This is a genomic window from Ruegeria sp. CDSA033 (assembly GCF_059612305.1).
Genome location: NZ_JBXWQI010000006.1, coordinates 69,744 through 90,466, shown reverse-complemented (window position 1 = coordinate 90,466; position 20,723 = coordinate 69,744). Strand labels below are relative to the sequence as shown.

Below are 20,723 nucleotides of genomic sequence, written 5' to 3'. Positions count from 1 at the left end.
AAGGGCAGAAACCAAGGGGAGAGTTGCAGGGTCAAAGGTCGAATGTCGCAAAGACTGGTGCGTGGTCGCTGGGTTTTTCCCACCCGCGCGCATCACGCAGAACGCGGCTGGAGTGCCCCGCGTTCGAGATATCCTGCGTGGCCCAGACATGATCCAGACGCCGCCCCTTGTCGGCAGCGTCCCAATCGCGGGCGCGATAGGACCACCAGCTGTACAGCTGCCCCTCGGGGATGTCCTTACGGGTTATGTCCACCCATCCGCCTGCGTCCTGCGTTTCGGCCAGGTGTTCAACCTCGATCGGTGTGTGTGAGACGACCTTGAGCAGTTTTTTGTGCGACCAGACGTCATCCTCGCGCGGGGCGATGTTCAGATCGCCAACCAGAATGGACTTTTCGGGCTTTTCGGCATGGAACCAGTCACGCATATCTGTGAGGTAGTCGAGCTTCTGCCCGAACTTCTCGTTCTTTTCACGGTCCGGGATGTCGCCACCGGCCGGGACGTAGAAATTGTGAATGGTGACACCATTTTCCAACCGCCCAGCGATGTGGCGCGCGTGGCCGAGACCTGCAAAATCCTTGTCACCGACTTCTTCCATCGGCAGGCGCGACAGGATGGCGACGCCGTTATACCCCTTCTGGCCCCTTGCAACCATGTGGGTGTACCCCAGTTCGGCAAATCCGTCGGTTGGGATCTTCTCAACCGGCGACTTGCATTCTTGCAAACACAGAATGTCCGGCGCTTCTTCCTGCAGTAATTTCAGCACGATAGGCTCGCGCAGGCGGACCGAGTTGATGTTCCAGGTAGCAAGAGTAAAGGGCATGGGGGATTCCTCTGTCGCGGTTGGGCGGAGGTTAGCGTGGTGAGGGATGGGGTGCCATAGGAAACGATCGAGGAAGAGCAGCTAAGCGGACAAAGTGTGAATTCGCTGCGCCAGACCCAAGGTCTGCAATTGATGTATAGCGTCTTGGAGTAACGGGTATTCTCGGACTCAGAAATGTCCGCGTCGCAGCTTTGATTACTCGAAGTTTAACGGGTGGATCGCGGTTGTTCCACTTCCGTTTCTGACGATTCAGCAACTCCTACACTTTCAAATCGCGATAGCAGACTCACAGCGATGTAAATCGCGGCACACATTAAAAGAAAACCCAAGAAGTTTGGTTCATAAGCTTCCCTTGCCTCACGATAAATGTTCAGGCCTTCGATGTTTCGAAGAACAGAAAACCCCAAAACCGCAACTCCGATAAATGTGGGCAACACCAGTAGGAAATACCGCCGAACACGCCGCCTACCAGTCAAATAGAGAAGTTTCCCACAGCTTCCGCACATGTGGAAGTCGGTTTTATTGAGCCCGCGATGGGGATTAGTTGAAGCCATCATTCGTGGTGGCTGAGGACGACCGCATTCCGGGCACTTAATACCGATAATCTTTGACCACCATGTCGGAAGCTCACCAATTCGCGGAATGCTTACTTTGGGTGGATTGCCAGTGTTTCTTGCCAATTTTCTACAACGTGCCTTTTCGTATAATCGTCTCAACCTTCGATTTGGAACCGCTTCAACGACAGTTTATTTCTGCTCAGTAGCTCTTTGTACTTCCCACAAAGCGGACCTTCCATCAACTTGCAGCGTCGGTCAAAGTGGGCTCAAAGCGGACTTCAAATCCCCACCGTCTACAAAAAAAAGCCGGGCCATAAGGCCCGGCAGTCCAACAGGGAGGTGCATGTCATAACCCGGACATGCGCGGGTTGGGAGTATTCTAATTACACATCCAGAGTATCACTTTGATCCACGTCAATCCACCCGGAGTTACGAGACCAAGCGATATCCGCCCGATTCTGTGACCAAAAGGCGCGCGTTCGATGGGTCGGGTTCGATCTTTTGGCGCAGACGATAGATGTGGGTTTCCAGCGTATGTGTGGTGACACCGGCGTTATAGCCCCAGACCTCGTGCAGCAGAACGTCGCGGGCGACCACGCCATCTGCCGAGCGGTACAGGAACTTGAGAATGTTGGTTTCTTTTTCGGTCAGGCGGATCTTTCGATCCTCTTCGGTGATCAACATCTTCATCGCCGGCTTGAAGGTATACGGCCCCAGTACAAAGACCGCGTCTTCGGATTGTTCATGCTGGCGCAACTGCGCGCGGATGCGGGCCAGCAGGACCGGAAATTTGAACGGCTTAGAGACGTAATCATTGGCACCGGCATCCAGACCCAGAATGGTATCTGCGTCGCTGTCATGGCCGGTCAGCATCAGGATCGGGCTTTTGACGCCTTGTTTGCGCATCAGACGGCACAGCTCACGACCGTCCGTGTCCGGCAGACCGACGTCCAGAATGACCAGATCGTAAATCGCCTCGCGTGCGCGCTCCATGGCGGATTGACCGTCTGCCGCTTCGAACACGTCGAAATCCTCGGTCATCACGAGTTGCTCGCTGAGCGCCTCGCGCAGATCTTCATCATCATCCACCAGCAGGATTTTCTTGAGCTGAGCCATGTCCGGTCCTCCTAAGCCTTTTCCACCATTTGCGTGCGAAATGTGCAATCAACAAGATTTACTGCAATGGTCTCACGCCCTCGTGTCTGACGCAGAGGAATTGTTTCACTTTTTCTTCCGTTCGGGGTAGATGAAGACCAACACGTTATAGGGTAACATAGATGAGTCTTATCCCCGATATCTCGGAATTGCTGGCACGGGCCCGCGCAGACCTGCGCATGGGCGTTCCAGTCGTATTGACTGATGACAGCGGGTTCAGCGTCATAGCGATAGCGTCCGAGACATTAAGCGCACAACGGCTGGCCGACCTACGGAACTTCGAAGGTCAGCCCGTGGTCGCGATCACCGTAAGACGCGCAGAAACGCTGAAGGCACGCGCATATGATGGCGACCTCGCACGGGTAATCATCCCATCAGACACCGACATCGCATGGGTTCAGGCGGTCGCCGATCCCTCGGATGATTTGAATACCCCGATGAAAGGCCCCCTGATGTCCGAGCGTCAGGGTAGTGCCAATCTGCACCGTATTGCCATCGCTTTGACGAAGTCCGCACGCCTCTTGCCGGCCGCCGTGGTGGTTCCCATTGATGACGGTCGCGATTTTGCGGTGGCACACGGCCTGACCTGCATCGACCACACCCGCGCTGCACCGCATCTGGCAGATCGAAGCGCCCTGCACGCGATTGCCGCCGCGCGCCTGCCGATGGAAGTGTCCGAGGCCGGGCGGCTGCACGTTTTCCGCCCAGAAGATGGCGGAGAAGAGCACTATGCCGTAGAAATAGGGCGTCCAGACCGAAGCAAACCGGTATTGGCCCGATTGCATTCGGCCTGCTTTACTGGCGATCTGATGGGTAGCTTGAAATGTGATTGCGGACCGCAATTGCGTGGGGCCCTTGCCCAGATGGGCTCCGAAGGTGCTGGCGTGTTGCTGTACCTCAATCAGGAGGGACGCGGCATCGGCCTTGCCAACAAAATGCGGGCCTATTTCCTACAGGATCAGGGTTTTGACACGGTCGAGGCCAATCACCGATTGGGGTTCGAAGACGATGAACGCGATTTCAGACTAGGCTCGGACATCCTCAAAGAACTTGGTTTTTCGTCGGTTCGATTGCTGACAAACAACCCGGCGAAAATCGCGATGATGGAAAAAACAGGCATCGCCGTGACCGAAAGAGTGCCGCTGAAAGTGGGTGAAACAGCCCACAACCGGGGATATCTGGCCACTAAGGCAGCGAAATCAGGTCATTTGCTGTGACCCCTGACGATCTGGTGCTTACGCCACGAGGCGTCCGGTTTGCCGGTCGCCTCTTTCCCTGTTCGGTCGGAAAAGGAGGCCTGACAGATGACAAGCACGAAGGCGATGGGGCAACCCCAATCGGGGTACACCACATTGTCGGTATGCTGTTTCGGCCGGACAGATTGGCAATTCCGGCCTCATGGGCCATCCCGATAGGCCCCGGAGATCTTTGGTCTGATGACAGCACGGACGGTCAGTACAATCAGATAGTCAGCGCGCCCTATGCGCCCAGCCACGAAAAGCTGCGGCGCGCAGATCCTTTGTATGATCTTGTTCTGATCACCGACTGGAACTGGCCGAACTCTGTGCAGGACCGCGGTTCAGCCATTTTCCTTCACCAGTGGAGACGCCCCGGCTACCCGACCGAAGGCTGTGTCGCGTTTCGCCGCGACCATTTGCATTGGATCGCGCGTAGAATTTCCCCCGGAACGCGTCTGATTATCCCGCAGGTTTGACTCGCTCGCCAAAGATGGCGGACCCCACGCGCACGTGGGTGGCACCCAACGCAATCGCCTGCTCGAAATCACCGCTCATCCCCATCGACAAGCCCGGCAACCCGTTGCGTTCAGCAATTTTGGCCAGCAACGCAAAATGCAGCGAGGGTTCTTCTTCAACTGGTGGAATTGCCATCAATCCCTGAACCGGCAAATCCAGTTCGCGGCACTCGGCGATGAAGGCGTCCGCATCAACCGGCATGATCCCTGCTTTTTGCTCTTCTTCTCCGGTGTTGACCTGAATGAACAGATCCGGGCAGTGGCCAAGCTCTTGCGCCAGCCGTGCCAGCGTTTTGGCCAACTTGGGCCGATCCACCGAGTGAATCGCGTTGAACAGCTCCATTGCCTGCCGGGCCTTGTTGGTTTGCAGCGGCCCGATCAGATGCAAATCTATCCCTGAGAATTGCTCTTTAAAGCCCGGCCATTTTTCGGCCGCTTCCTGCACGCGGTTTTCCCCAAAACAGCGGTGGCCCTGGCTTAGTACAGCCTCAACACGTTCATTCGGCTGGACCTTTGAAACCGCGATCAGCTTTGTCGAACCCGCAAGTCGTCCGGCGGCGGATTCGGCCTTGGCGATGCGGGCAGTGATGTCGTGCAGCGACATGGATTTCCTCTCTCTGCTTTGGGGCAGGAAAACACCAAGTCCGCGCAAAAGAAAAGGGCAGGTCCGAAGACCTGCCCTTAAACTTTGTGGTTTAGCTCAACTTAGAAGTTGAACTGAGCACCGAAGTCGGCACGTACACGGCTGTCGCCGTCGCCGCGCTTCTCTTGGCCGAGACCACCGCGCAGCGATGCACCGCCGCCCAGGTCGTACTTAACGCCGATACCATACTGCTGCAGGTCGTCATCCGCCGAACCGTCACCGTAAGCAGCGGTCAGAGTGGTTGCCGCGCCCAGGTTGTAGGCCAGCGACAGACCGTATGCGGTGCCGTTGCGATCGTCGTTTACAACGTCATCGTCAGCTACAAACAGAGTACCCGAGAAGTCACCGAATTCTGCACCCAGGGTCAGAACGGTCAGCGACTGCTTTTCGCTCGCGCTGTTCACGTTCGCCTTGGTCTGACCATAGGCCAGTGCAGCGGTGATGTTGTTGAAGTTGTAGGTTGCGCTGATGTCCCAGCGGTCTGCGTCCTGCGCAACACCGTCAAAAGCAATAGTTGCCTGGTCATATGACGCGCCGAATGCGAAATCGCCAACTGCGTACTGGAAGAACACAGCGTTCGAACCCGAACCGGTCGACGAGTAACCCAGGAAGCTATAGTCAACGCCCGAGTACTGACCGATGAAGGATTCCAGGCCAGGCTCGTTACCGTAGTAGTTTGCCAGGTTGTCGAAGGAACCAGCAACGTTGCCAGCGTCAACACGCAGACCACCGTAGATGACCGAGAAGCGTGCGCCGTTCAGGCCAGCCGAGTTGGCTTCGCCGGTGTCGGCGTTTTCGTCAGCCTGCAGACGAACACGAGCCGAGAACTCAACGCCGCCATCGGTTTCTGCGGTGCCGTCGATGTTCAGACGGAAACGCGAGACCAGGATGGTGCTGTCGGTTTCGACGTTCGCGGTGCCATCGGCAATGATGTCGCCGTTTGCGTCTGTGGTGAAGTTGTTTACGTCACCGGTACGGTCTTCGTAGTAGCCAATACCAAAACGGCCATAGCCGCTGAATTTAACGTCGGCCGCTGCAACACTTGCGGTTGCGATCAGAGCGGTCGATGCGAAGAGAACTTTTTTCATCTTGTTTCCCTCGGTTTCAAAAGTTTTTCTACTCGACACATGCCTCAGCACATGTCTCAGCACGGGAACCGTTTCGCTCGGATTACCCCCAAAGCGCAAGCTTGCCTTAAATGTGAAGGGTGCATTGGCCCCAAATTGGTGCAAGGATGCCACAGTCGATATTTGGGGACTAAACTGCCGTCCACACTGACATGTGTAACAAGAATAGGGTTGTTGCTGAACTGGACCTTGTCTAGGAGTAACACGTAACAAAGTAGACCAAGTGAAACAGGACCAGTCGACAATGCGCCTGCAGACGATTTTCGGTTTGATCATAATGACTGCTGCCGTGTCGGCCTGCGGACAGAATCAGAGTGCGGCTCCGAATCCCGCATTGCTGTATACAGATAGCACACGTACAGAAGAACGAGAGCTGAACGATCCAGAACGCACAACAATCTGGGATGTGTTCAACCGCGGGAATGCCGAACAGATCGTCAATGTAAATCGGTATCTTTGGGCTGCCTCGCTGGATGTGCTGAATTTCCTCCCAATTCAGGAAGTTGATCCATTTACCGGCGTGATCGTAACAGGTTACGGCACGCCACCCGGTGGCGGACGTTCTTATCGCGCGACCGTGCATATAAGTGACCCGGCCCTGGCGGCGCGGTCGCTTTCGGTGGCACTGCAAAGCAGCGGAGGCGCTCCGGTCAGCGCTGCAACGGCCCGGGCGGTCGAGGATGCGATCCTGAATCGCGCACGCCAGTTGCGCATTGCGGACAACAAACTCTAGCCACCCGCCGAAAATCACAATATTACCACGCCGGGTTCACGCCCGGCGTTTTCATTCACGAAGGACCGCACAATGTCGCGCTACTCGGCCACCGAAATCGAAGCAAAATGGCAAGAGGCCTGGGACAAGGCCGGGATCTTCAACGCCGACCATAAGGCGGACAAGCCGAAATATTATGTGCTTGAGATGTTTCCCTACCCGTCTGGGCGAATCCATATGGGGCATGTACGCAACTACACGATGGGCGACGTCATTGCGCGTCACAAGCTAGCGACGGGGCATAACGTGCTGCACCCGATGGGCTGGGATGCTTTTGGAATGCCCGCAGAAAATGCCGCCATGGCCATTGGCGGCCACCCGAAAGACTGGACATACAGCAACATCGCCGACATGCGCGGTCAGATGAAGCCACTGGGCCTGTCGATAGACTGGTCCCGCGAATTCGCCACCTGTGACCCCGAATATTATGGCCAGCAGCAGGCTCTGTTCCTCGATATGCTCGACACCGGGTTGGTTTACCGCAAGAACGCCGTGGTGAACTGGGACCCGGTCGACATGACCGTTCTGGCCAATGAACAGGTGGAAAATGGACGTGGCTGGCGCTCGGGCGCGCTGGTGGAACGGCGCGAGCTGACCCAGTGGTTCTTCAAAATCTCGGACTATTCCGAAGAATTGCTGGATGCGCTTGATACGCTGGAGAACTGGCCGGCCAAAGTGCGGCTGATGCAGGAAAACTGGATCGGCAAGTCGCGCGGCTTGCAATTTGGCTTCGAACGTACTGATGGTGGTGCGCCCATCACCGTCTATACGACTCGGCCCGATACGCTTTTGGGCGCGTCCTTTGTTGGTATCTCGCCGGATCACCCGATTGCCAAGCAGCTTGAGGCTGGAAACCCAGAAGTGGCTGAATTTGTTGCAGAATGCCGCAAAGGTGGCACCACGGAAGAGGCCATCGAAACGGCCGAAAAGCTGGGTTACGACACCGGCATTCGCGTGCGTCACCCGCTGGACCCGAATTGGGAACTGCCGGTCTGGATCGCCAATTTCATCCTGATGGATTACGGAACTGGCGCGATCTTTGCCTGCCCCGCGCATGACCAGCGTGATCTTGATTTCTGCCGCAAGTATGGCCTGCCGGTCATCGACACCTTCTTTGCACTGGATGACGATACGCCGGTCGACAAGATCGCCTTTGTGCCGCCGAAAACTGAAAAAGTCCGCTGGGTGGACCACTTCGCAGGCCTGACCGAGGCCACGGGGGATGAGGCGATCAACGCCACCGTCGATTTCGCGGAAAGATCAGGTTGGGGTGAAGGCGTCACAAAATACCGCCTGCGCGATTGGGGGCTCAGCCGTCAACGCTATTGGGGCTGCCCGATTCCGGTCGTACATTGCGACAAATGTGGCACCGTGCCCGAGAAGAAAGAGAATCTGCCGATCGAATTGCCTTACGACGATGGCAACGGCAAACCCATCGACTTCTCGATCCCCGGCAACCCGCTGGACCGCCATGCCAATTGGCGTGACACCCCTTGCCCGTCTTGCGGCGCGCCTGCCAAGCGTGAAACCGATACGATGGACACCTTTGTCGATTCGTCGTGGTATTTTGCCCGTTTCACCGCGCCGCGTGCTGACACGCCCACCGATCTGGCCGAGGCCGAATACTGGATGAATGTCGACCAGTATATCGGCGGGATCGAGCACGCGATTCTGCACCTGCTCTATTCGCGCTTCTTCGCGCGGGCGATGAACATCACGGGTCATATGCCGGAGAAAGCCATCGAACCGTTCAATGCTCTGTTCACGCAGGGCATGGTCACGCATGAGATCTATCAGACACGCGACGCCAATGGCCGTCCGGTCTATCACCTGCCCGAAGATGTGACCGACGGAAAACTGGCCGACGGCACCGAGGTTGAGATCATTCCTTCGGCCAAGATGTCTAAATCCAAGAAAAACGTGGTCGACCCGGTCAGCATCATCTCGGCCTTCGGCGCCGATACCGCGCGTTGGTTCGTCCTGTCCGATTCGCCGCCTGAGCGAGACGTCGAGTGGACCGCATCCGGTGCCGAAGCCGCATTTAAGCACCTCAGCCGCGTGCACCGCATCGCCTCGGAAATCGCCGAATCGGATGTTCCGGCCAATGCCGAGGATGAAGCCCTGCTGCGCGAGATGCACAAAGCCATCCATGACGTCACAGGCGGCGTCGAATCTTTCGGCTTCAATGCCTCAATCGCCAAGCTTTATGCTTTCACCAACACGCTGGCCAAATCCAAGGCAGGCACCGCAGCCAAACGCGAGGCCGCCAAAACACTGGCACAGCTGATGTCGCCGATGACCCCGCACCTGTCCGAGGAGCTTTGGCAGCTGCTGGGTGGCGAAGGGCTGGTTGCCACGGCGCCATGGCCAATTGCGGATGCAGCTATGCTAGTGGACGACACCGTCACCCTGCCGATCCAGATCAACGGCAAGCGCCGCGCGGAAATCAGCGTGGCCAAGGATATGCCCAAGGACGAGGTTGAAAAAGTCGCGCTGAGCACCGAAGCTGTGCAAAAGGCGCTGGATGGCGCTACACCCAAGAAAGTAATCGTTGTACCGGGCCGGATTGTGAATGTCGTCGTTTAACCGCAGAACCTTTTTGCTGATGCCGCTGGCCCTTGCCGCCTGCGGGTTTGAACCTGTGTACGCTCCGGGCGGATCGGGCTCGGCGCTTTTTGGTCGCGTGGAAGTGTCGGCACCAAACACGGTCACCAGCTTTCTTCTGGTCGAAGATCTGGAACAAAAGCTAGGCCGTAGCGCAACATCCGGCAGTGAATACAGTCTGGACGTTTCCGTCGTGACCCAGACGGTGGCGGCATCGATCACCTCAACGAACGAAACCAACCGTCTTATCATCAACGGGACCGCCAACTATTCGCTTAGATCGAAAGCGACGGGGCAAGTTCTTGCCTCGGGCTCGGTGACGGACTTCGTGGGGTATTCGGCTGCCGGTTCCACCGTATCCACCCTGGCTGATGAGCGGGATGCAACGCAGCGCCTGATGGTGATTCTGTCCGATCAGATCATCAGTCGGCTGTACGCCACGCCGGACCTGTCCGCATGAAGCTGAGCCCGCGCGAGGCCGAGGGATATTTTTCGAGACCCGACGCGGACAAGACCGGGCTGTTGATCTACGGTGCGGATGCGATGCGCGTGGCGCTAAAGCGGCAACAGGTTTTGGCCGCTCTGCTGGGGGCAAACGCCGAAGAAGAGATGCGGCTGACCCGCCTGCCCGGAAGCGATCTGCGTGGCGATCCGGCCTTGTTGCTGGATGCGGTCAAGGCGGTCGGGTTCTTTCCCGGGCCGCGCGCTGTGTTCGTCGAAGACACAACCGACACGGCCGCCCCGGCAATCCTTGCCGCGCTGGAGGATTGGGTGGCTGGCGATGCCCAGATCATCGTCACCGCCGGGCAGCTCAAGGCCAGTTCCAAGATTCGCAAAGCGTTCGAATCGCACCGCTCGGCCTATGCGGTAGGTATCTATGACGACCCGCCATCCCGGGCCGAAGTCGAACGAGTACTTTCTGAGGCCGGTTTGCAGAACATTCCACGCGATTCGATGGCCGCGATTGCTGAGCTGGCAACCGGTATAAGCCCCGGTGACTTTACCCAAACGATTGAGAAACTGTCGCTTTACAAGCGCGGTGACAGTTCCGAGCTGACCATTGAAGACGTCGAAGCCTGCGCGCCCCGCTCGACCGAGGCCGCACTGGATGATGTGCTGAACGTGGTTGCCGATGGTCGCGCGGGTGAAATCGGCCCGCTGATCCGACGTTTGCAATCACAGGGCACCAATGCGGTCAGCCTGTGCATCGGCGCGACAAGGCACTTCCGCACTTTGTACGCCTGCGCATCCGATCCGGGCGGAGCAGCACAGGGCATCGGCAAGCTGCGCCCCCCGATCTATGGGAAACGGCGCGACCGCATTCTGCGTCAGGCCCAAGGGTGGGGTGCGCCAAAATTGCAAACTGCGTTGACGGTTCTGACAGATACGGACCTGTCGCTGCGCTCGGCCGGGCAAACGGCACCGGCCATGGCATTGGTCGAACGTGCCATGATCCGTTTGGCGATGCTGGCGCGGACCCGCTAACCGCTTTGATCCAACCAATATGCCGCCGAACGCCCAGCCCAACGGCCGGTCGCCAGGCAGGCTGTCAGAAGGTACCCCCCGGTCGGGGCCTCCCAATCCAGCATCTCGCCCGCGCAAAACACTCCGGGACATGCAGTTAGCATGAGCCCCTCATTAAGCGCCGAACGTGGCACACCTCCTGCTGTGGAGATGGCCTCGTCCATCGGGCGCAGGCCCGAGTGTCTGATCTGCAGATGCTTGATCACGCTTACGTCTAGCGATGGAAACTGGCCATCGCGCTTGGACATTTCATGAAACAGGGCAACCTTTTGCGGAGACAGGTGAAGAGATTTCTTCAGCCACTGGGACAGGGTCGTTTTCGATTTCTTTGACGCAAACCGGCTACGCAACGTATCGGCATCCAAATCCGGAACCAAATCAACAAAAAGCGGTGCTCTGTCACGCAAGGCCGGGGTCAGTGAGTACAATCCGCCCCCTTCCAACCCTGTCGCCGACACCGCAGCCTCGCCGCGGCTCTCCAACTCTCCGGCCCTCCACCGAACCGATTTCAAAGCCGCGCCAAAATGCGGCTGCATATGGGGGCTCCAATCTACGGAAACGGCTGAGTTTGCGGGTGCGAAAGGCGAGAGTGGTACGCCTTTATCTTGTAGCACCAATGCCCATGCTCCGTTTGATCCCAACCGCGACCAGCTTGCCCCGCCCAGCGCAAGAACTGTCACATCGGGGCACAGGTTCTGCCTGCCAACAGCCGTGTCGAATACGGCTTGGGCACCATCCCAGCCAACCCACCGCCAGCGTGTTCTGACCTGAACGCCAGCCTCTGCCAGCCGTGCCAGCCACGCCCGCAACAGCGGAGAGGCCTTCATCGACGTCGGAAACACCCGACCGGTCGAGCCCGTGAACAACTCTTGCCCCAACCCTTGCGCCCATGTTTGCACGTCCGACGCATCGAATTCGGCAATCATTGGTCGCAACCAGGTCGCGGCCTCACCATAGGATCCCAGCAAAGTTTCAAACGGCTCGTCCTTGGTCAGGTTCAGCCCGGACTTTCCCGCCATCAGGAACTTTCGCGCAACCGAAGGCTTGGCTTCGGCCACCACAACAGAATGCCCGGCATTGGCCAGTTCCTCGGCCGCCATCAGGCCTGCGGGTCCGCCGCCGATCACCAGTGCCTGTGCCATCCCTGCCCTCTTGCCTTTCGCGCCACCTGACGCAACCTTACCCTCGTCATGACGAACAGCGATCCGATCTGCCCGCTCTGCAACCGCCCGATCCCGGACGGGGGCGGAAGCCTGCACCATCTGATCCCAAAACTCAAAGGGGGCAAGGGCGGACCCACCGTCCTGCTGCACCAGATCTGCCATAAAGAGGTGCATGTAACCCTGACCGAGGCGGAATTGACCCGTGAATTCAACACCGTCGAGGCCCTGCGCGCCCATCCGAGGTTGGAGAAATTCCTGAACTGGGTTCGCAAACGCCCGCCCGGGTTTCGGTCGAAGGTTCCGGGCAAGCGTTGGGGTCGTTGATCAGCCGGGGTTTACCGGGTCGCCAAACGCATCCCGTGTCGGCGCGGCAAGCCCTTGAAACTCCAACCCGCGGTAATCGGGAACATTGGAAAATTGGACGCCGTCGACGTGCTGGAACTCCAACGTTGTGTAGGGGCGTTTCCAAAGCCATTCGCGGTTTTCCACGGCCCAAGGGTCTGGGTTTGGCGGAACCTCGTCGGTGAATGCATAAAAATGCAGATCAAACCCGTATTGACCAACATCCTGCATCGAAAGCAGGCGCATACCCTGATCACGACAGAATGCGTCCTCGGCTGCTATATCCCCGGTGCGCAGGGTGATCTGGCCGATACAAGCCTGCGCAAACGGATCGCTCGGGTCTGCCGCGTTTGGCGGCCGGTTCCCTTCAAAATCATGCTGAAGCAGTTCGATCACGAACCCTTCGGGGTCATTGAGGTGACACATATACCCAATGTCCAGAAACTGTTTCGGATCTGATGCCTCAATTCCCTTTTCGCGCAAAAATGCGGCCGCCAGATCGACATCCGGTACGGTGATGCCGATCTTCCAATAGCGTTGTCCGGTGTCATGGGTGTATCCGCCGCCGCCAGGCATCAGCAGCAAATCGGCGTCCTGCCCCGGATAGCCAATGCGCAGGCTCACTCCTTGAGTTTGCACCGACATTCCAAGAACGTCCGTATAAAATTTGCCCAGTTGTTCAGGATCGGCGACGCGCAGTCGCAGGCCAGACAACCTCATCGACACAGCCCTGCGATACCGGCAGCGATCTTGGGATCGGCGGCGGTGCTATCAGCGACCAGTTCACGCGCTGTCTGCATCAGCGCATCCGGTGCCACCACCCGATCCACCAAACCAAAGGCATAGGCCTCGTCCGCGGTGATCTTTTGCCCGGCCATCAGGACCAACTTGGTGCGTGACGGCCCTATCAGCGCCGACATGCGCACCGGATCGGACGGTTGCGGGAGAAAGCCCAGCTTCATCACAGGATAAAAAAACTTGGCAGACGGGACCGCAATTCGAATGTCACAGGCGAGCACCATCCCGTTCGCGCCGCCCGCCAAAGTGCCATTCAAAGCGGCGACGGTCAGGCATCGAAGGGCAGCGATCGCACCCGACAAACGCTCCCATACGTCCGAGGTTGCAAGCCCAGCGCGCGCCTCGGCCAGATCGGCGCCGGCGCTGAACACGCTGCCCGCTCCGGTCAGGATAAACGCGCGTGCCTCGGTAGCGGCTTCGGCAATTTCGGCCAATTCGGTCAACATCGCCCCAGTCAGCGCGTTGGCTTTGCCGGGGTTGTTCAGAGTGACGATCCACAACCCGTCTTCTTTCTTCAGTTCGATCACGTCAGCCCAACCCTTTGTCGAATATCTTCACGCCGCAAAGAGATTTCGGTCCCCAAAAATTCATCCGCATCGGACGTGCACATCCACAGCAGCGCCTTCGCTGGCCAGTCGGCAGGGATATGATCGCTCCAGTCCAACTGGCTGACGGCGTTGATACCGCTTGTCTTGATGACCCGCTGCATACCCGTCGCCACGGTCCCCGGCGACAGACCCATGGCGCGGATACCGTGCAACGATTCCTCAAGATGGAGGCATTCCGTCAGCATTTTTGCACCGGCCTTGGAGGCACAATAGTGGCTCCATGCCTCAACCGGGTTCGAGGCCGCGCCTGATGATACGGTCAGCACGGTGCCTCCACCGGCTGCGCGCATGATGGGCAGGGCAGCGCGCATTCCGTAGAACACACCCTTGAGGTTTATGTCGATCGCCTTGTCCCAGGCCGCAACATCCGCGTTCGAAAGATGAAAGATCGGATCAATGACGCCGGCGTTCCCGATAAGAACATCCAAACCGCCAAAGCGGTCGACGCAATCTGCCACAGCCTGTTCGACCTGCGCAAAATCACTGACGTCACATTCCAGTGCGATTGCGTTTTCGCCCAGCGCAGATGCCAATGCGGCGATCTGATCGCGGCTACGCGCGAGCAGCGCCACGTTTGCACCTGCTGCGGCAAAAAGGCGCCCTGCCTCTGCTCCGATGCCGCGGCTGGCCCCAGTTATCAGTACGGTTTTCCCCTGCATTTGGTTCCTATACCTCCAACGGTTTGAATTTGTGTGAATGCTTACCGCGCGAAGGGGGAAAGGGTCCAGCCCTTGCCCCTTGACGCCCGACGCCACAAGCACGACGATGCCGGCAAAATTATCTAGAAGGGTACTGTAATGTCCGTTTTCCTTCGCCGCAGTTGCGGTGCTGTTTTGGCTTATGCCGTTATCACACAAGGCGCACTTGCCGACCTGACCTCGCAGGATGTCTGGAATGACTGGAAAACCTATCTGGGCCAAATGGGGTACACCGTTTCTGGCGACGAAACCGTTTCAGGCAATGTAACTACGATTGCCGACATGGCCGTTTCGATGGACCTGCCGGAAGAGGATGCAACCTTCCAGATGGTCGTTCCGGAAATGAGCCTGACGGAAAACGGCGACGGCACGGTCAGCATCGATTTCCCTGACACCTATGTGATGACGGTGTCCGGCCAGGGAGATGGCGAGGAATTCTCGGTCGATATCAACTATTCTGAGACCGGAATGAACCTAGTCGTTTCGGGCTCGCCCGACGAGATGACCTACGACTATTCGGCCGACACGATAGGTATCAAGCTGGATGGTCTGAATGTGGACGGCGAAAAGATGCCCGCTGATGCGCTGGCGCTCAGCCTGAACATGACAGATCTGGCAGGCAGCTCGGTTATGAAAATCGGCGAAAACCGTGACATAGAACAGAAGTTCACTGCGGGTGGGATGACCTATGATATGGCATTTCAGGACCCGGACAGCGGCGACACGGCTAGGGTTGACGGCTCGATGAGCCAGTTGGCGTTTGAAGGCACAAACGTTATCCCATCCGAATTCGACATCTCGGACCCGCAGGCCTTCTATAAGGCGGGCTTCTCGTTCTCGGGGCTGTTCACCTACGGATCCGGCCAGAACGCGATTGCAGGCACCAGCGAAGGCGAGGCATTCTCGGTCGGAAGCGAATCCCAAGGTGGCAAATTTGGCGCCAGCATCGACGCCGAGCGTCTTGCCTATGATATCGAGCAGAACAGCGCGAAAGTCGCAGTGACGACCGCCGACCTGCCCTTCCCGATTGAAATCGCGATGGAGAATGCCGGGTTCAAGTTTGAAATCCCGGTGCAGAAATCCGAGGAAATCCAACCGTTTGGATTCGCCATGAACCTGACTGACTTCACCATGTCGGATATCCTGTGGAGCATGTTCGACCCAGCAGGCGCCCTGCCGCGTGACCCGGCGACGATTGCGCTGGACACCACCGGAACCGCCAAGGTTCTGTTGAACATCTTTGATCCCACCGCAGTCGAAAACCTGGATACATCTGACGCAGCACCGGGCGAGTTGCACTCGCTGAAGATCAACGAACTGCTGGTGTCTCTGGTCGGGGCCAAGCTGACCGGTGAAGGCGATTTCACCTTCGACAACTCCAACGTCTCAGAGTTCGACGGAATGCCCACGCCGACCGGCGTTGCCAAGCTGAAACTGAATGGTGCCAACGCCCTGATCGACAAGTTGATCGAGATGGGGCTGGTGTCAGACAGCGATGCAATGGGCGCGCGGATGATGATGGGTCTGATGGCCGTACCGGGTGACGAGCCCGACACGCTGAATTCGGAAATCGAATTCACTGCGGATGGTCAGATTCTGGCGAATGGCCAACGTATCAAGTAACACTTCGGGAAGGCGGCACCGCTGCCTTCCCAATCCTTCGCCCGCGGTGCGAACTCCGGCACCGGGCGCATCGTGGCGAATTCCATTTCAATAGTTTGCTCAACCTAAAATAGCCGCAGGCCTTGCGAGACCGGCGGTCCAAGGCTAGGTCGAATGCACACAGACCGGAGGCCTCATGACCCGCACACCCGAAGAAATCAGCCATAACCTGCTGGACGCGGCCCGCAAAGCCGGGGCCGAAGCGGCGGATGCCATCGTTCTGGATGGCTCATCGGTATCGGTTGAAGTCCGCAGTGGCGCGCTGGAGCACGCGGAACGGTCCGAAGGCACCGACCTGGGACTGCGTGTGTTTCTGGGCAAGCGGCAGGCGATCGTCTCAAGTTCGGACAGTCGCCCCGAAACGCTGACGGCGATGGCGCAACGTGCGGTGGCCATGGCAAGCGAAGCTCCGGAAGATCCTTTTACAGGGTTGGCCACACCCGACCAGCTTGCAAAAGACTGGGATATCGCGGCGCTGGAACAATTCGACCCGACGCCGGAACCATCGGCAGATGCGCTTTTGCAGGATGCGCTGGCTGCCGAAGCTGCCGCATTGGCAATTCAGGGTGTGTCCCAAGTATCCGACGCAGCGGCAGCCTACGGCACCCACCGCGTGCATCTGGCTGCCACAAATGGCTTTTCCGGCGGGTATTCCCGCAGCAGCCGCTCGACCTCTTGCGTTGCCATCTCGGGCGAAGGCACGGGGATGGAACGTGACTATGACGGCGACAGCCGCACGTTCCAAAATGACCTGCGCAGCCCTGATGAGATTGGCCGCTCGGCAGGTGAACGCGCCGTTGCACTGATTGGGGCACAAAAACCCGCGACAGGCACATTCCCTGTTCTGTTTGACGAGCGGATTTCGTCTTCGCTGATCGGTCATCTTTTGGCCGCCAGCAACGGCGCCGCCATTGCCCGTGGTGCGTCATGGCTGAAGGACAGTCTGGGAGAGCAGGTCTTACCCGAACACCTGTCACTGATCGAAGACCCGCACCGCCCGCGTATCTCGGGCTCTCGCCCCTTTGACGCCGAAGGTTTGCCAACACAGCGAAGGGCCGTTGTTGAAAACGGAGTGCTGACCGGTTGGACGCTGGATTTGGCCAGCGCACGAAAACTGGGCATGACCTCGACCGGGAATGCGGCGCGTGGCGTGTCTGGCCCCCCATCGCCCAGCAACTGGAACCTGAGCCTGACCCAGGGCACGCACAGCCGGGACGATCTGCTGCGTGACATGGGAACCGGCCTGCTGGTGACCTCGATGATCGGTTCGACAATCAACCCTAACACCGGCGATTACTCACGTGGGGCATCAGGCTTTTGGGTCGAAAACGGAGAAATCACCCACCCCGTCAACGAATGCACGATCGCTGGCAATCTGCGTGACATGCTGAAACGGATTATTCCGGCAAATGACGCACGCACGTATTTGTCCCGCGTGGTGCCATCGATCCTGATCGAAGGAATGACACTTGCCGGCACTTGACCTGCAACTGCTGATTGACGCCGCATTAGAGGCCGGAAAGATTGCCACTCGGTTTTCGGGGACCACGGCGCAACGCTGGGATAAACCCGACGGGGCCGGCCCGGTGACCGAAGCTGATCTGGCCGTGAACGCGATGCTTGAAAAAATGCTGCCCGCAGCGCGTCCGGGGTATGGCTGGTTGAGCGAAGAGACTGAGGATTCAGCTGACAGGCTGTCGAAAGACCGCGTTTTCATCATTGATCCCATCGACGGCACCCGCAGCTTTGCTGAAGGCTCGCGGACATGGGCCCATTCATTGGCCATCGCCGAACAGGGCGAGGTGACGGCCGCTGTAATCTACCTGCCACTGCGAAACCTGCTATATGCCGCAGCAAAAGGTCAGGGTGCTACGCTCAACGCCGAAAAGATCCGGGTCAGCGAACTCGGTGTGTTGGAAAGCGCCCAAGTTCTGGCCGCGAAACCCAACATGCAGCCGCGACACTGGCGTCAGGGGCAGGTACCCGAGTTCAAACGGAACTACCGGCCATCTCTGGCCTATCGCATGGCCCTTGTTGCACAGGGACGATTTGACGGGATGATGACCCTCAGGCCCAGTTGGGAATGGGACATCGCCGCAGGTGATCTGATTATACGCGAAGCCCTCGGCCGGTGTTCGGACCGCGCAGGGCTGCCTCTGCGGTTTAACAATGAAATTCCGCGACTGAACGGTGTGATCGCTGCGGGTTCAGGTGTTTATGGGCTACTGTCGGAACAACTCGAACCGGAAAGCCCTGGAATCGCACCATGAGCAAGCCCCGCTCGTTAAGCCTTGCCGCCTATCGCGTGCTGTCCTGGGGTATGCAGAATACCGCCGGCAACGGCGATATCGCGCGCCCCGAGGGCGAGGTTCTGTGGATTCACATCAACGCTTGGGAACGGCACCGCGCCATTGTCGACTTCTGCCAAAGACTGCAGCAGGCGCGCCCCACCCTATCGGTGGTGCTGACCGCGCCACCCGATGCAGATCTGACAAGATGGGCCAGCAGTGGATACCCTCTGGTCAACCTGCCCACCGAACAAACCGGGGCTGCGCGCGCGTTTCTGGACCATTGGCAGCCGGATATCGGAATATGGGTCGGGGGCGGCCTGATGCCCAATTTGATCACACGCGCCGAGGAACGCGGGATTCCCCTGATGTTGATCGAAGCACAGGCGGACGTGAAAATCGCACGGGGCGGTCGTTGGTTGCCCGATATCACAAGATACACGATTGACTGTTTTCAGACGATCCTGTGCACGACACCAGAAATCGCCCGTCAAATTCGGCGGCTAGGCGTCGCTTCGAACAAGGTGCAAGAGGCACCGCCCCTTCATGTCAGCCCAAACCCGCGCCCATGGCCCGAGGACGAGCTGATCGAAGTGAACCATGCGCTGTCTGGCCGACCGGTCTGGTTGGCGGCGTGGGTCCAGGACAAAGAATTCATCTCGGTCCTCAGCGCGCATAGACAGGCAATGCGCATGCTGCCGCGTTTGGCATTGGTGTTGCAAGTGGCCGACATTACCGAAGCCGGGCCACTGCACCGGCGGCTTGAGGCGATGGATCTGCGCTGCACCAACTGGGATGAAAGCGGGACGATCGAGGATATGACTCAGGTGATCCTCTCCGCCGTGCCCGAGGATCTGGGTCTTTGGCAGCGGGTGTCGCCCGTTACCTTCATGGGCAGCTCTCTGGAACGCGGCGCCGGGGGCGCGGATCCGCTGATCGCCACGGCGCTGGGATCAGCTGTGATCCACGGCCCGTTTGTGCACAGCCAACAACAGCTTTACGATCAGCTTGACCGGGCCGGGGCCGCGCGCACGGTCAGGTCCGCCACCGAACTAGGCGATGCAGTGGTGGAACTGTTGGCACCGGATCAGGCCGCCAATATGGCGCTGGCCGGGTGGCAGATCGTTACCGAGGGTGCGCCGCAGGCGGATCACCTGATCGACATGATTCAGGACTACCTGGACCAGCGGAGTGCAGACGATGCGAGCACCTGATTTCTGGAATACCGCGCCAGATCGGCTCGACCTGCGCGCACGGCTACTGGCACCTCTTGGGCGGCTCTATGCTGGCGCTACGGCGCGTCGGGTCGCCTCGGAACCCGGCATTAACCCGGGTGTTGCTGTCATTTGCATTGGCAACCTGAACGCGGGTGGCACCGGCAAGACCCCGACTGTGATCTGGATGATCGAGCAATTGCGCGATGCCTGGCATGAGACACATGTGGTCACGCGCGGCCATGGCGGCTCGCTCGAAGGGCCGGTGCGCGTGGACCCCGGCAAGCATACCGCGGCGCAGGTCGGGGATGAGCCCCTGTTGCTGGCGGCATTTGCCGATGTCTGGGTCGCCAAAGACCGCGCCGCTGGAGCAAAAGCAGCCGCCGCGGCGGGTGCCACAGTCATCGTGCTTGACGACGGGTTTCAAAACCCCTCGGTGGCGAAGGATTTCTCGGTCATTGTGGTGGACGCATCGCGCGGATTTGGAAATGGACTGTGCTTACCGGCTGGCCCGCTGAGGGAACCGGTGGAAGTCGGATTACGGCGCGCTGATCTGGTGCTGTCCCTTGGCAAAGCTGATGCCCAAATCGAGTTTGCCGAACGCTGGGGGAAAAAACTGTCCGTCCCACATGCGACCGGCGCGGTTGAGCCGCTGCAAACCGGCATGGATTGGAGCGATACGCCTGTTCTTGCCTTTGCAGGCATCGGACACCCCGAGAAGTTCTTTGCCACTTTGCGCCAACAAGGCGCGACCTTGCTGCGGGCCGAAGCGCTGGATGATCACCAGCCGCTGACACCCGCCCTGATGACCCGTCTTGAAAACGAAGCCCGCTTGTTGCGCGCGCAAATGGTCACCACGGAAAAAGACGCCGTTCGCCTGCCCGCTGCGTTTCGCAGCAAGGTCATCACGCTTCCGGTTCGTCTGAAGGTCGATGAGGCGGACAAGATCAGGCAGATGCTTTTGCAGATCGCCCCGTCGCCCTGAAGGACGACCG

Annotated in this window: 20 protein-coding genes; 12 read left to right on the top strand and 8 right to left on the bottom strand. The window is 58.6% G+C overall.

Translation table 11 applies throughout. The annotated features are described in order from the left end of the window. Positions 1 to 31: 31 nt before the first annotated feature. Together AC2FLA_RS10470 and AC2FLA_RS10465 are read right to left on the bottom strand one after the other, a co-directional pair. Positions 32 to 820 carry an exodeoxyribonuclease III gene (locus AC2FLA_RS10470; protein WP_496722015.1) on the bottom strand — a complete coding sequence of 263 codons (789 nt, stop codon included), beginning with the start codon at positions 818 to 820 and terminating at the stop codon, positions 32 to 34. A gap of 986 nt (positions 821 to 1,806) precedes the next feature. Then, positions 1,807 to 2,493, bottom strand: a complete 687-nt coding sequence (locus tag AC2FLA_RS10465) for a response regulator transcription factor (protein ID WP_058272567.1) — start codon at positions 2,491 to 2,493, stop codon at positions 1,807 to 1,809. Positions 2,494 to 2,654: 161 nt separating this feature from the next. On the opposite strand from AC2FLA_RS10465, the gene ribA reads away from it, so the two are divergent. Together ribA and AC2FLA_RS10455 are read left to right on the top strand one after the other, a co-directional pair. Then, on the top strand, positions 2,655 to 3,749 hold the full coding sequence (gene ribA / locus AC2FLA_RS10460) for a GTP cyclohydrolase II (RefSeq protein WP_058272568.1): 1,095 nt from the start codon (positions 2,655 to 2,657) through the stop codon (positions 3,747 to 3,749). Beyond that, positions 3,746 to 4,246: a L,D-transpeptidase family protein gene (locus AC2FLA_RS10455; RefSeq protein WP_496722013.1), complete on the top strand. Its 501-nt coding sequence runs from the start codon at positions 3,746 to 3,748 to the stop codon at positions 4,244 to 4,246. Before ribA ends, AC2FLA_RS10455 begins: the two co-directional genes overlap by 4 nt. Here AC2FLA_RS10455 and AC2FLA_RS10450 read toward each other — a convergent pair. Both AC2FLA_RS10450 and AC2FLA_RS10445 read right to left on the bottom strand, forming a co-directional pair. Continuing rightward, positions 4,230 to 4,889, bottom strand: coding sequence for a YggS family pyridoxal phosphate-dependent enzyme (locus tag AC2FLA_RS10450; protein WP_496722012.1), 660 nt, complete (start codon positions 4,887 to 4,889; stop codon positions 4,230 to 4,232). The two genes, AC2FLA_RS10455 and AC2FLA_RS10450, sit on opposite strands and share 17 nt — an antisense overlap. Positions 4,890 to 4,990: 101 nt before the next feature. Continuing rightward, positions 4,991 to 6,016 carry a porin gene (locus AC2FLA_RS10445; protein WP_496722010.1) on the bottom strand — a complete coding sequence of 342 codons (1,026 nt, stop codon included), beginning with the start codon at positions 6,014 to 6,016 and terminating at the stop codon, positions 4,991 to 4,993. Between the two features lie 283 nt (positions 6,017 to 6,299). Here AC2FLA_RS10445 and AC2FLA_RS10440 point away from each other — a divergent pair, with 283 nt between their 5' ends. The 4 genes from AC2FLA_RS10440 to holA all read left to right on the top strand — a co-directional run bounded on the left by AC2FLA_RS10440 (position 6,300) and on the right by holA (position 10,916). After that, a complete protein-coding gene (locus AC2FLA_RS10440) occupies positions 6,300 to 6,788 on the top strand; it encodes a DUF3576 domain-containing protein (RefSeq protein ID WP_108861114.1) in 489 nt (162 codons plus the stop codon). A gap of 72 nt (positions 6,789 to 6,860) precedes the next feature. Beyond that, positions 6,861 to 9,413 (top strand): leucine--tRNA ligase, encoded by a 2,553-nt coding sequence (leuS, locus tag AC2FLA_RS10435; protein WP_496722008.1) that lies wholly within the window; start codon positions 6,861 to 6,863, stop codon positions 9,411 to 9,413. Then, complete coding sequence (gene lptE / locus AC2FLA_RS10430) at positions 9,400 to 9,891, top strand: LPS assembly lipoprotein LptE (protein ID WP_496722006.1); 492 nt, start codon at positions 9,400 to 9,402, stop codon at positions 9,889 to 9,891. The genes leuS and lptE overlap by 14 nt, the downstream gene beginning before the upstream one ends. Then, a complete protein-coding gene (gene holA / locus AC2FLA_RS10425; RefSeq protein WP_496722005.1) occupies positions 9,888 to 10,916 on the top strand; it encodes a DNA polymerase III subunit delta in 1,029 nt (342 codons plus the stop codon). The genes lptE and holA overlap by 4 nt, the downstream gene beginning before the upstream one ends. Here holA and AC2FLA_RS10420 read toward each other — a convergent pair. Continuing rightward, positions 10,913 to 12,097 carry a TIGR03862 family flavoprotein gene (locus tag AC2FLA_RS10420; RefSeq protein ID WP_496722003.1) on the bottom strand — a complete coding sequence of 395 codons (1,185 nt, stop codon included), beginning with the start codon at positions 12,095 to 12,097 and terminating at the stop codon, positions 10,913 to 10,915. The genes holA and AC2FLA_RS10420 overlap by 4 nt on opposite strands. 48 nt (positions 12,098 to 12,145) lie before the next feature. Here AC2FLA_RS10420 and AC2FLA_RS10415 point away from each other — a divergent pair, with 48 nt between their 5' ends. Then, the gene (locus AC2FLA_RS10415) at positions 12,146 to 12,442 is read left to right on the top strand and encodes an HNH endonuclease (protein ID WP_496722001.1); all 297 of its coding nucleotides are present in this window, start codon (positions 12,146 to 12,148) and stop codon (positions 12,440 to 12,442) included. Here the strand turns inward: AC2FLA_RS10415 and AC2FLA_RS10410 are convergent, their stop codons facing one another. From AC2FLA_RS10410 to AC2FLA_RS10400, 3 genes are read right to left on the bottom strand one after another with little or no spacing between them, the layout of a single operon-like run. Then, complete coding sequence (locus tag AC2FLA_RS10410; protein WP_496721999.1) at positions 12,443 to 13,180, bottom strand: VOC family protein; 738 nt, start codon at positions 13,178 to 13,180, stop codon at positions 12,443 to 12,445. It lies immediately after the preceding gene. Further along, the gene (locus tag AC2FLA_RS10405; RefSeq protein ID WP_496721997.1) at positions 13,177 to 13,785 is read right to left on the bottom strand and encodes an enoyl-CoA hydratase/isomerase family protein; all 609 of its coding nucleotides are present in this window, start codon (positions 13,783 to 13,785) and stop codon (positions 13,177 to 13,179) included. Before AC2FLA_RS10405 ends, AC2FLA_RS10410 begins: the two co-directional genes overlap by 4 nt. After that, the gene (locus tag AC2FLA_RS10400; RefSeq protein ID WP_496721995.1) at positions 13,782 to 14,525 is read right to left on the bottom strand and encodes an SDR family oxidoreductase; all 744 of its coding nucleotides are present in this window, start codon (positions 14,523 to 14,525) and stop codon (positions 13,782 to 13,784) included. Before AC2FLA_RS10400 ends, AC2FLA_RS10405 begins: the two co-directional genes overlap by 4 nt. 138 nt (positions 14,526 to 14,663) lie before the next feature. Between AC2FLA_RS10400 and AC2FLA_RS10395 the strand changes: the two genes are divergently transcribed. The 5 genes from AC2FLA_RS10395 to lpxK all read left to right on the top strand — a co-directional run bounded on the left by AC2FLA_RS10395 (position 14,664) and on the right by lpxK (position 20,713). After that, positions 14,664 to 16,187: a DUF2125 domain-containing protein gene (locus AC2FLA_RS10395; protein ID WP_496721993.1), complete on the top strand. Its 1,524-nt coding sequence runs from the start codon at positions 14,664 to 14,666 to the stop codon at positions 16,185 to 16,187. A 175-nt stretch (positions 16,188 to 16,362) separates the two neighbouring features. Then, entirely contained in the window at positions 16,363 to 17,709 is a 1,347-nt protein-coding gene (locus tag AC2FLA_RS10390; RefSeq protein ID WP_496721991.1) for a TldD/PmbA family protein, read from the top strand. Beyond that, on the top strand, positions 17,696 to 18,496 hold the full coding sequence (locus tag AC2FLA_RS10385; protein ID WP_496721989.1) for a 3'(2'),5'-bisphosphate nucleotidase CysQ: 801 nt from the start codon (positions 17,696 to 17,698) through the stop codon (positions 18,494 to 18,496). The genes AC2FLA_RS10390 and AC2FLA_RS10385 overlap by 14 nt, the downstream gene beginning before the upstream one ends. Then, positions 18,493 to 19,728 (top strand): 3-deoxy-D-manno-octulosonic acid transferase, encoded by a 1,236-nt coding sequence (locus AC2FLA_RS10380; protein ID WP_496721988.1) that lies wholly within the window; start codon positions 18,493 to 18,495, stop codon positions 19,726 to 19,728. The genes AC2FLA_RS10385 and AC2FLA_RS10380 overlap by 4 nt, the downstream gene beginning before the upstream one ends. Continuing rightward, positions 19,715 to 20,713, top strand: a complete 999-nt coding sequence (lpxK, locus tag AC2FLA_RS10375; RefSeq protein ID WP_496721986.1) for a tetraacyldisaccharide 4'-kinase — start codon at positions 19,715 to 19,717, stop codon at positions 20,711 to 20,713. Before AC2FLA_RS10380 ends, lpxK begins: the two co-directional genes overlap by 14 nt. Positions 20,714 to 20,723 lie beyond the last annotated feature (10 nt).

Bases quoted from the DNA above. Each gene is read 5' to 3' on its own strand.
- AC2FLA_RS10415 (WP_496722001.1), top strand. From the start codon at position 12,146: ATGACGAACAGCGATCCGATCTGCCCGCTCTGCAACCGCCCGATCCCG.
- leuS (WP_496722008.1), top strand. From the start codon at position 6,861: ATGTCGCGCTACTCGGCCACCGAAATCGAAGCAAAATGGCAAGAGGCC.
- AC2FLA_RS10465 (WP_058272567.1), bottom strand. From the start codon at position 2,493: ATGGCTCAGCTCAAGAAAATCCTGCTGGTGGATGATGATGAAGATCTG.
- AC2FLA_RS10440 (WP_108861114.1), top strand. From the start codon at position 6,300: ATGCGCCTGCAGACGATTTTCGGTTTGATCATAATGACTGCTGCCGTG.
- AC2FLA_RS10390 (WP_496721991.1), top strand. From the start codon at position 16,363: ATGACCCGCACACCCGAAGAAATCAGCCATAACCTGCTGGACGCGGCC.
- holA (WP_496722005.1), top strand. From the start codon at position 9,888: ATGAAGCTGAGCCCGCGCGAGGCCGAGGGATATTTTTCGAGACCCGAC.
- AC2FLA_RS10450 (WP_496722012.1), bottom strand. From the start codon at position 4,889: ATGTCGCTGCACGACATCACTGCCCGCATCGCCAAGGCCGAATCCGCC.
- ribA (WP_058272568.1), top strand. From the start codon at position 2,655: ATGAGTCTTATCCCCGATATCTCGGAATTGCTGGCACGGGCCCGCGCA.
- AC2FLA_RS10400 (WP_496721995.1), bottom strand. From the start codon at position 14,525: ATGCAGGGGAAAACCGTACTGATAACTGGGGCCAGCCGCGGCATCGGA.
- AC2FLA_RS10410 (WP_496721999.1), bottom strand. From the start codon at position 13,180: ATGAGGTTGTCTGGCCTGCGACTGCGCGTCGCCGATCCTGAACAACTG.
- AC2FLA_RS10470 (WP_496722015.1), bottom strand. From the start codon at position 820: ATGCCCTTTACTCTTGCTACCTGGAACATCAACTCGGTCCGCCTGCGC.
- AC2FLA_RS10380 (WP_496721988.1), top strand. From the start codon at position 18,493: ATGAGCAAGCCCCGCTCGTTAAGCCTTGCCGCCTATCGCGTGCTGTCC.
- lptE (WP_496722006.1), top strand. From the start codon at position 9,400: ATGTCGTCGTTTAACCGCAGAACCTTTTTGCTGATGCCGCTGGCCCTT.
- AC2FLA_RS10420 (WP_496722003.1), bottom strand. From the start codon at position 12,097: ATGGCACAGGCACTGGTGATCGGCGGCGGACCCGCAGGCCTGATGGCG.
- AC2FLA_RS10445 (WP_496722010.1), bottom strand. From the start codon at position 6,016: ATGAAAAAAGTTCTCTTCGCATCGACCGCTCTGATCGCAACCGCAAGT.
- AC2FLA_RS10395 (WP_496721993.1), top strand. From the start codon at position 14,664: ATGTCCGTTTTCCTTCGCCGCAGTTGCGGTGCTGTTTTGGCTTATGCC.
- lpxK (WP_496721986.1), top strand. From the start codon at position 19,715: ATGCGAGCACCTGATTTCTGGAATACCGCGCCAGATCGGCTCGACCTG.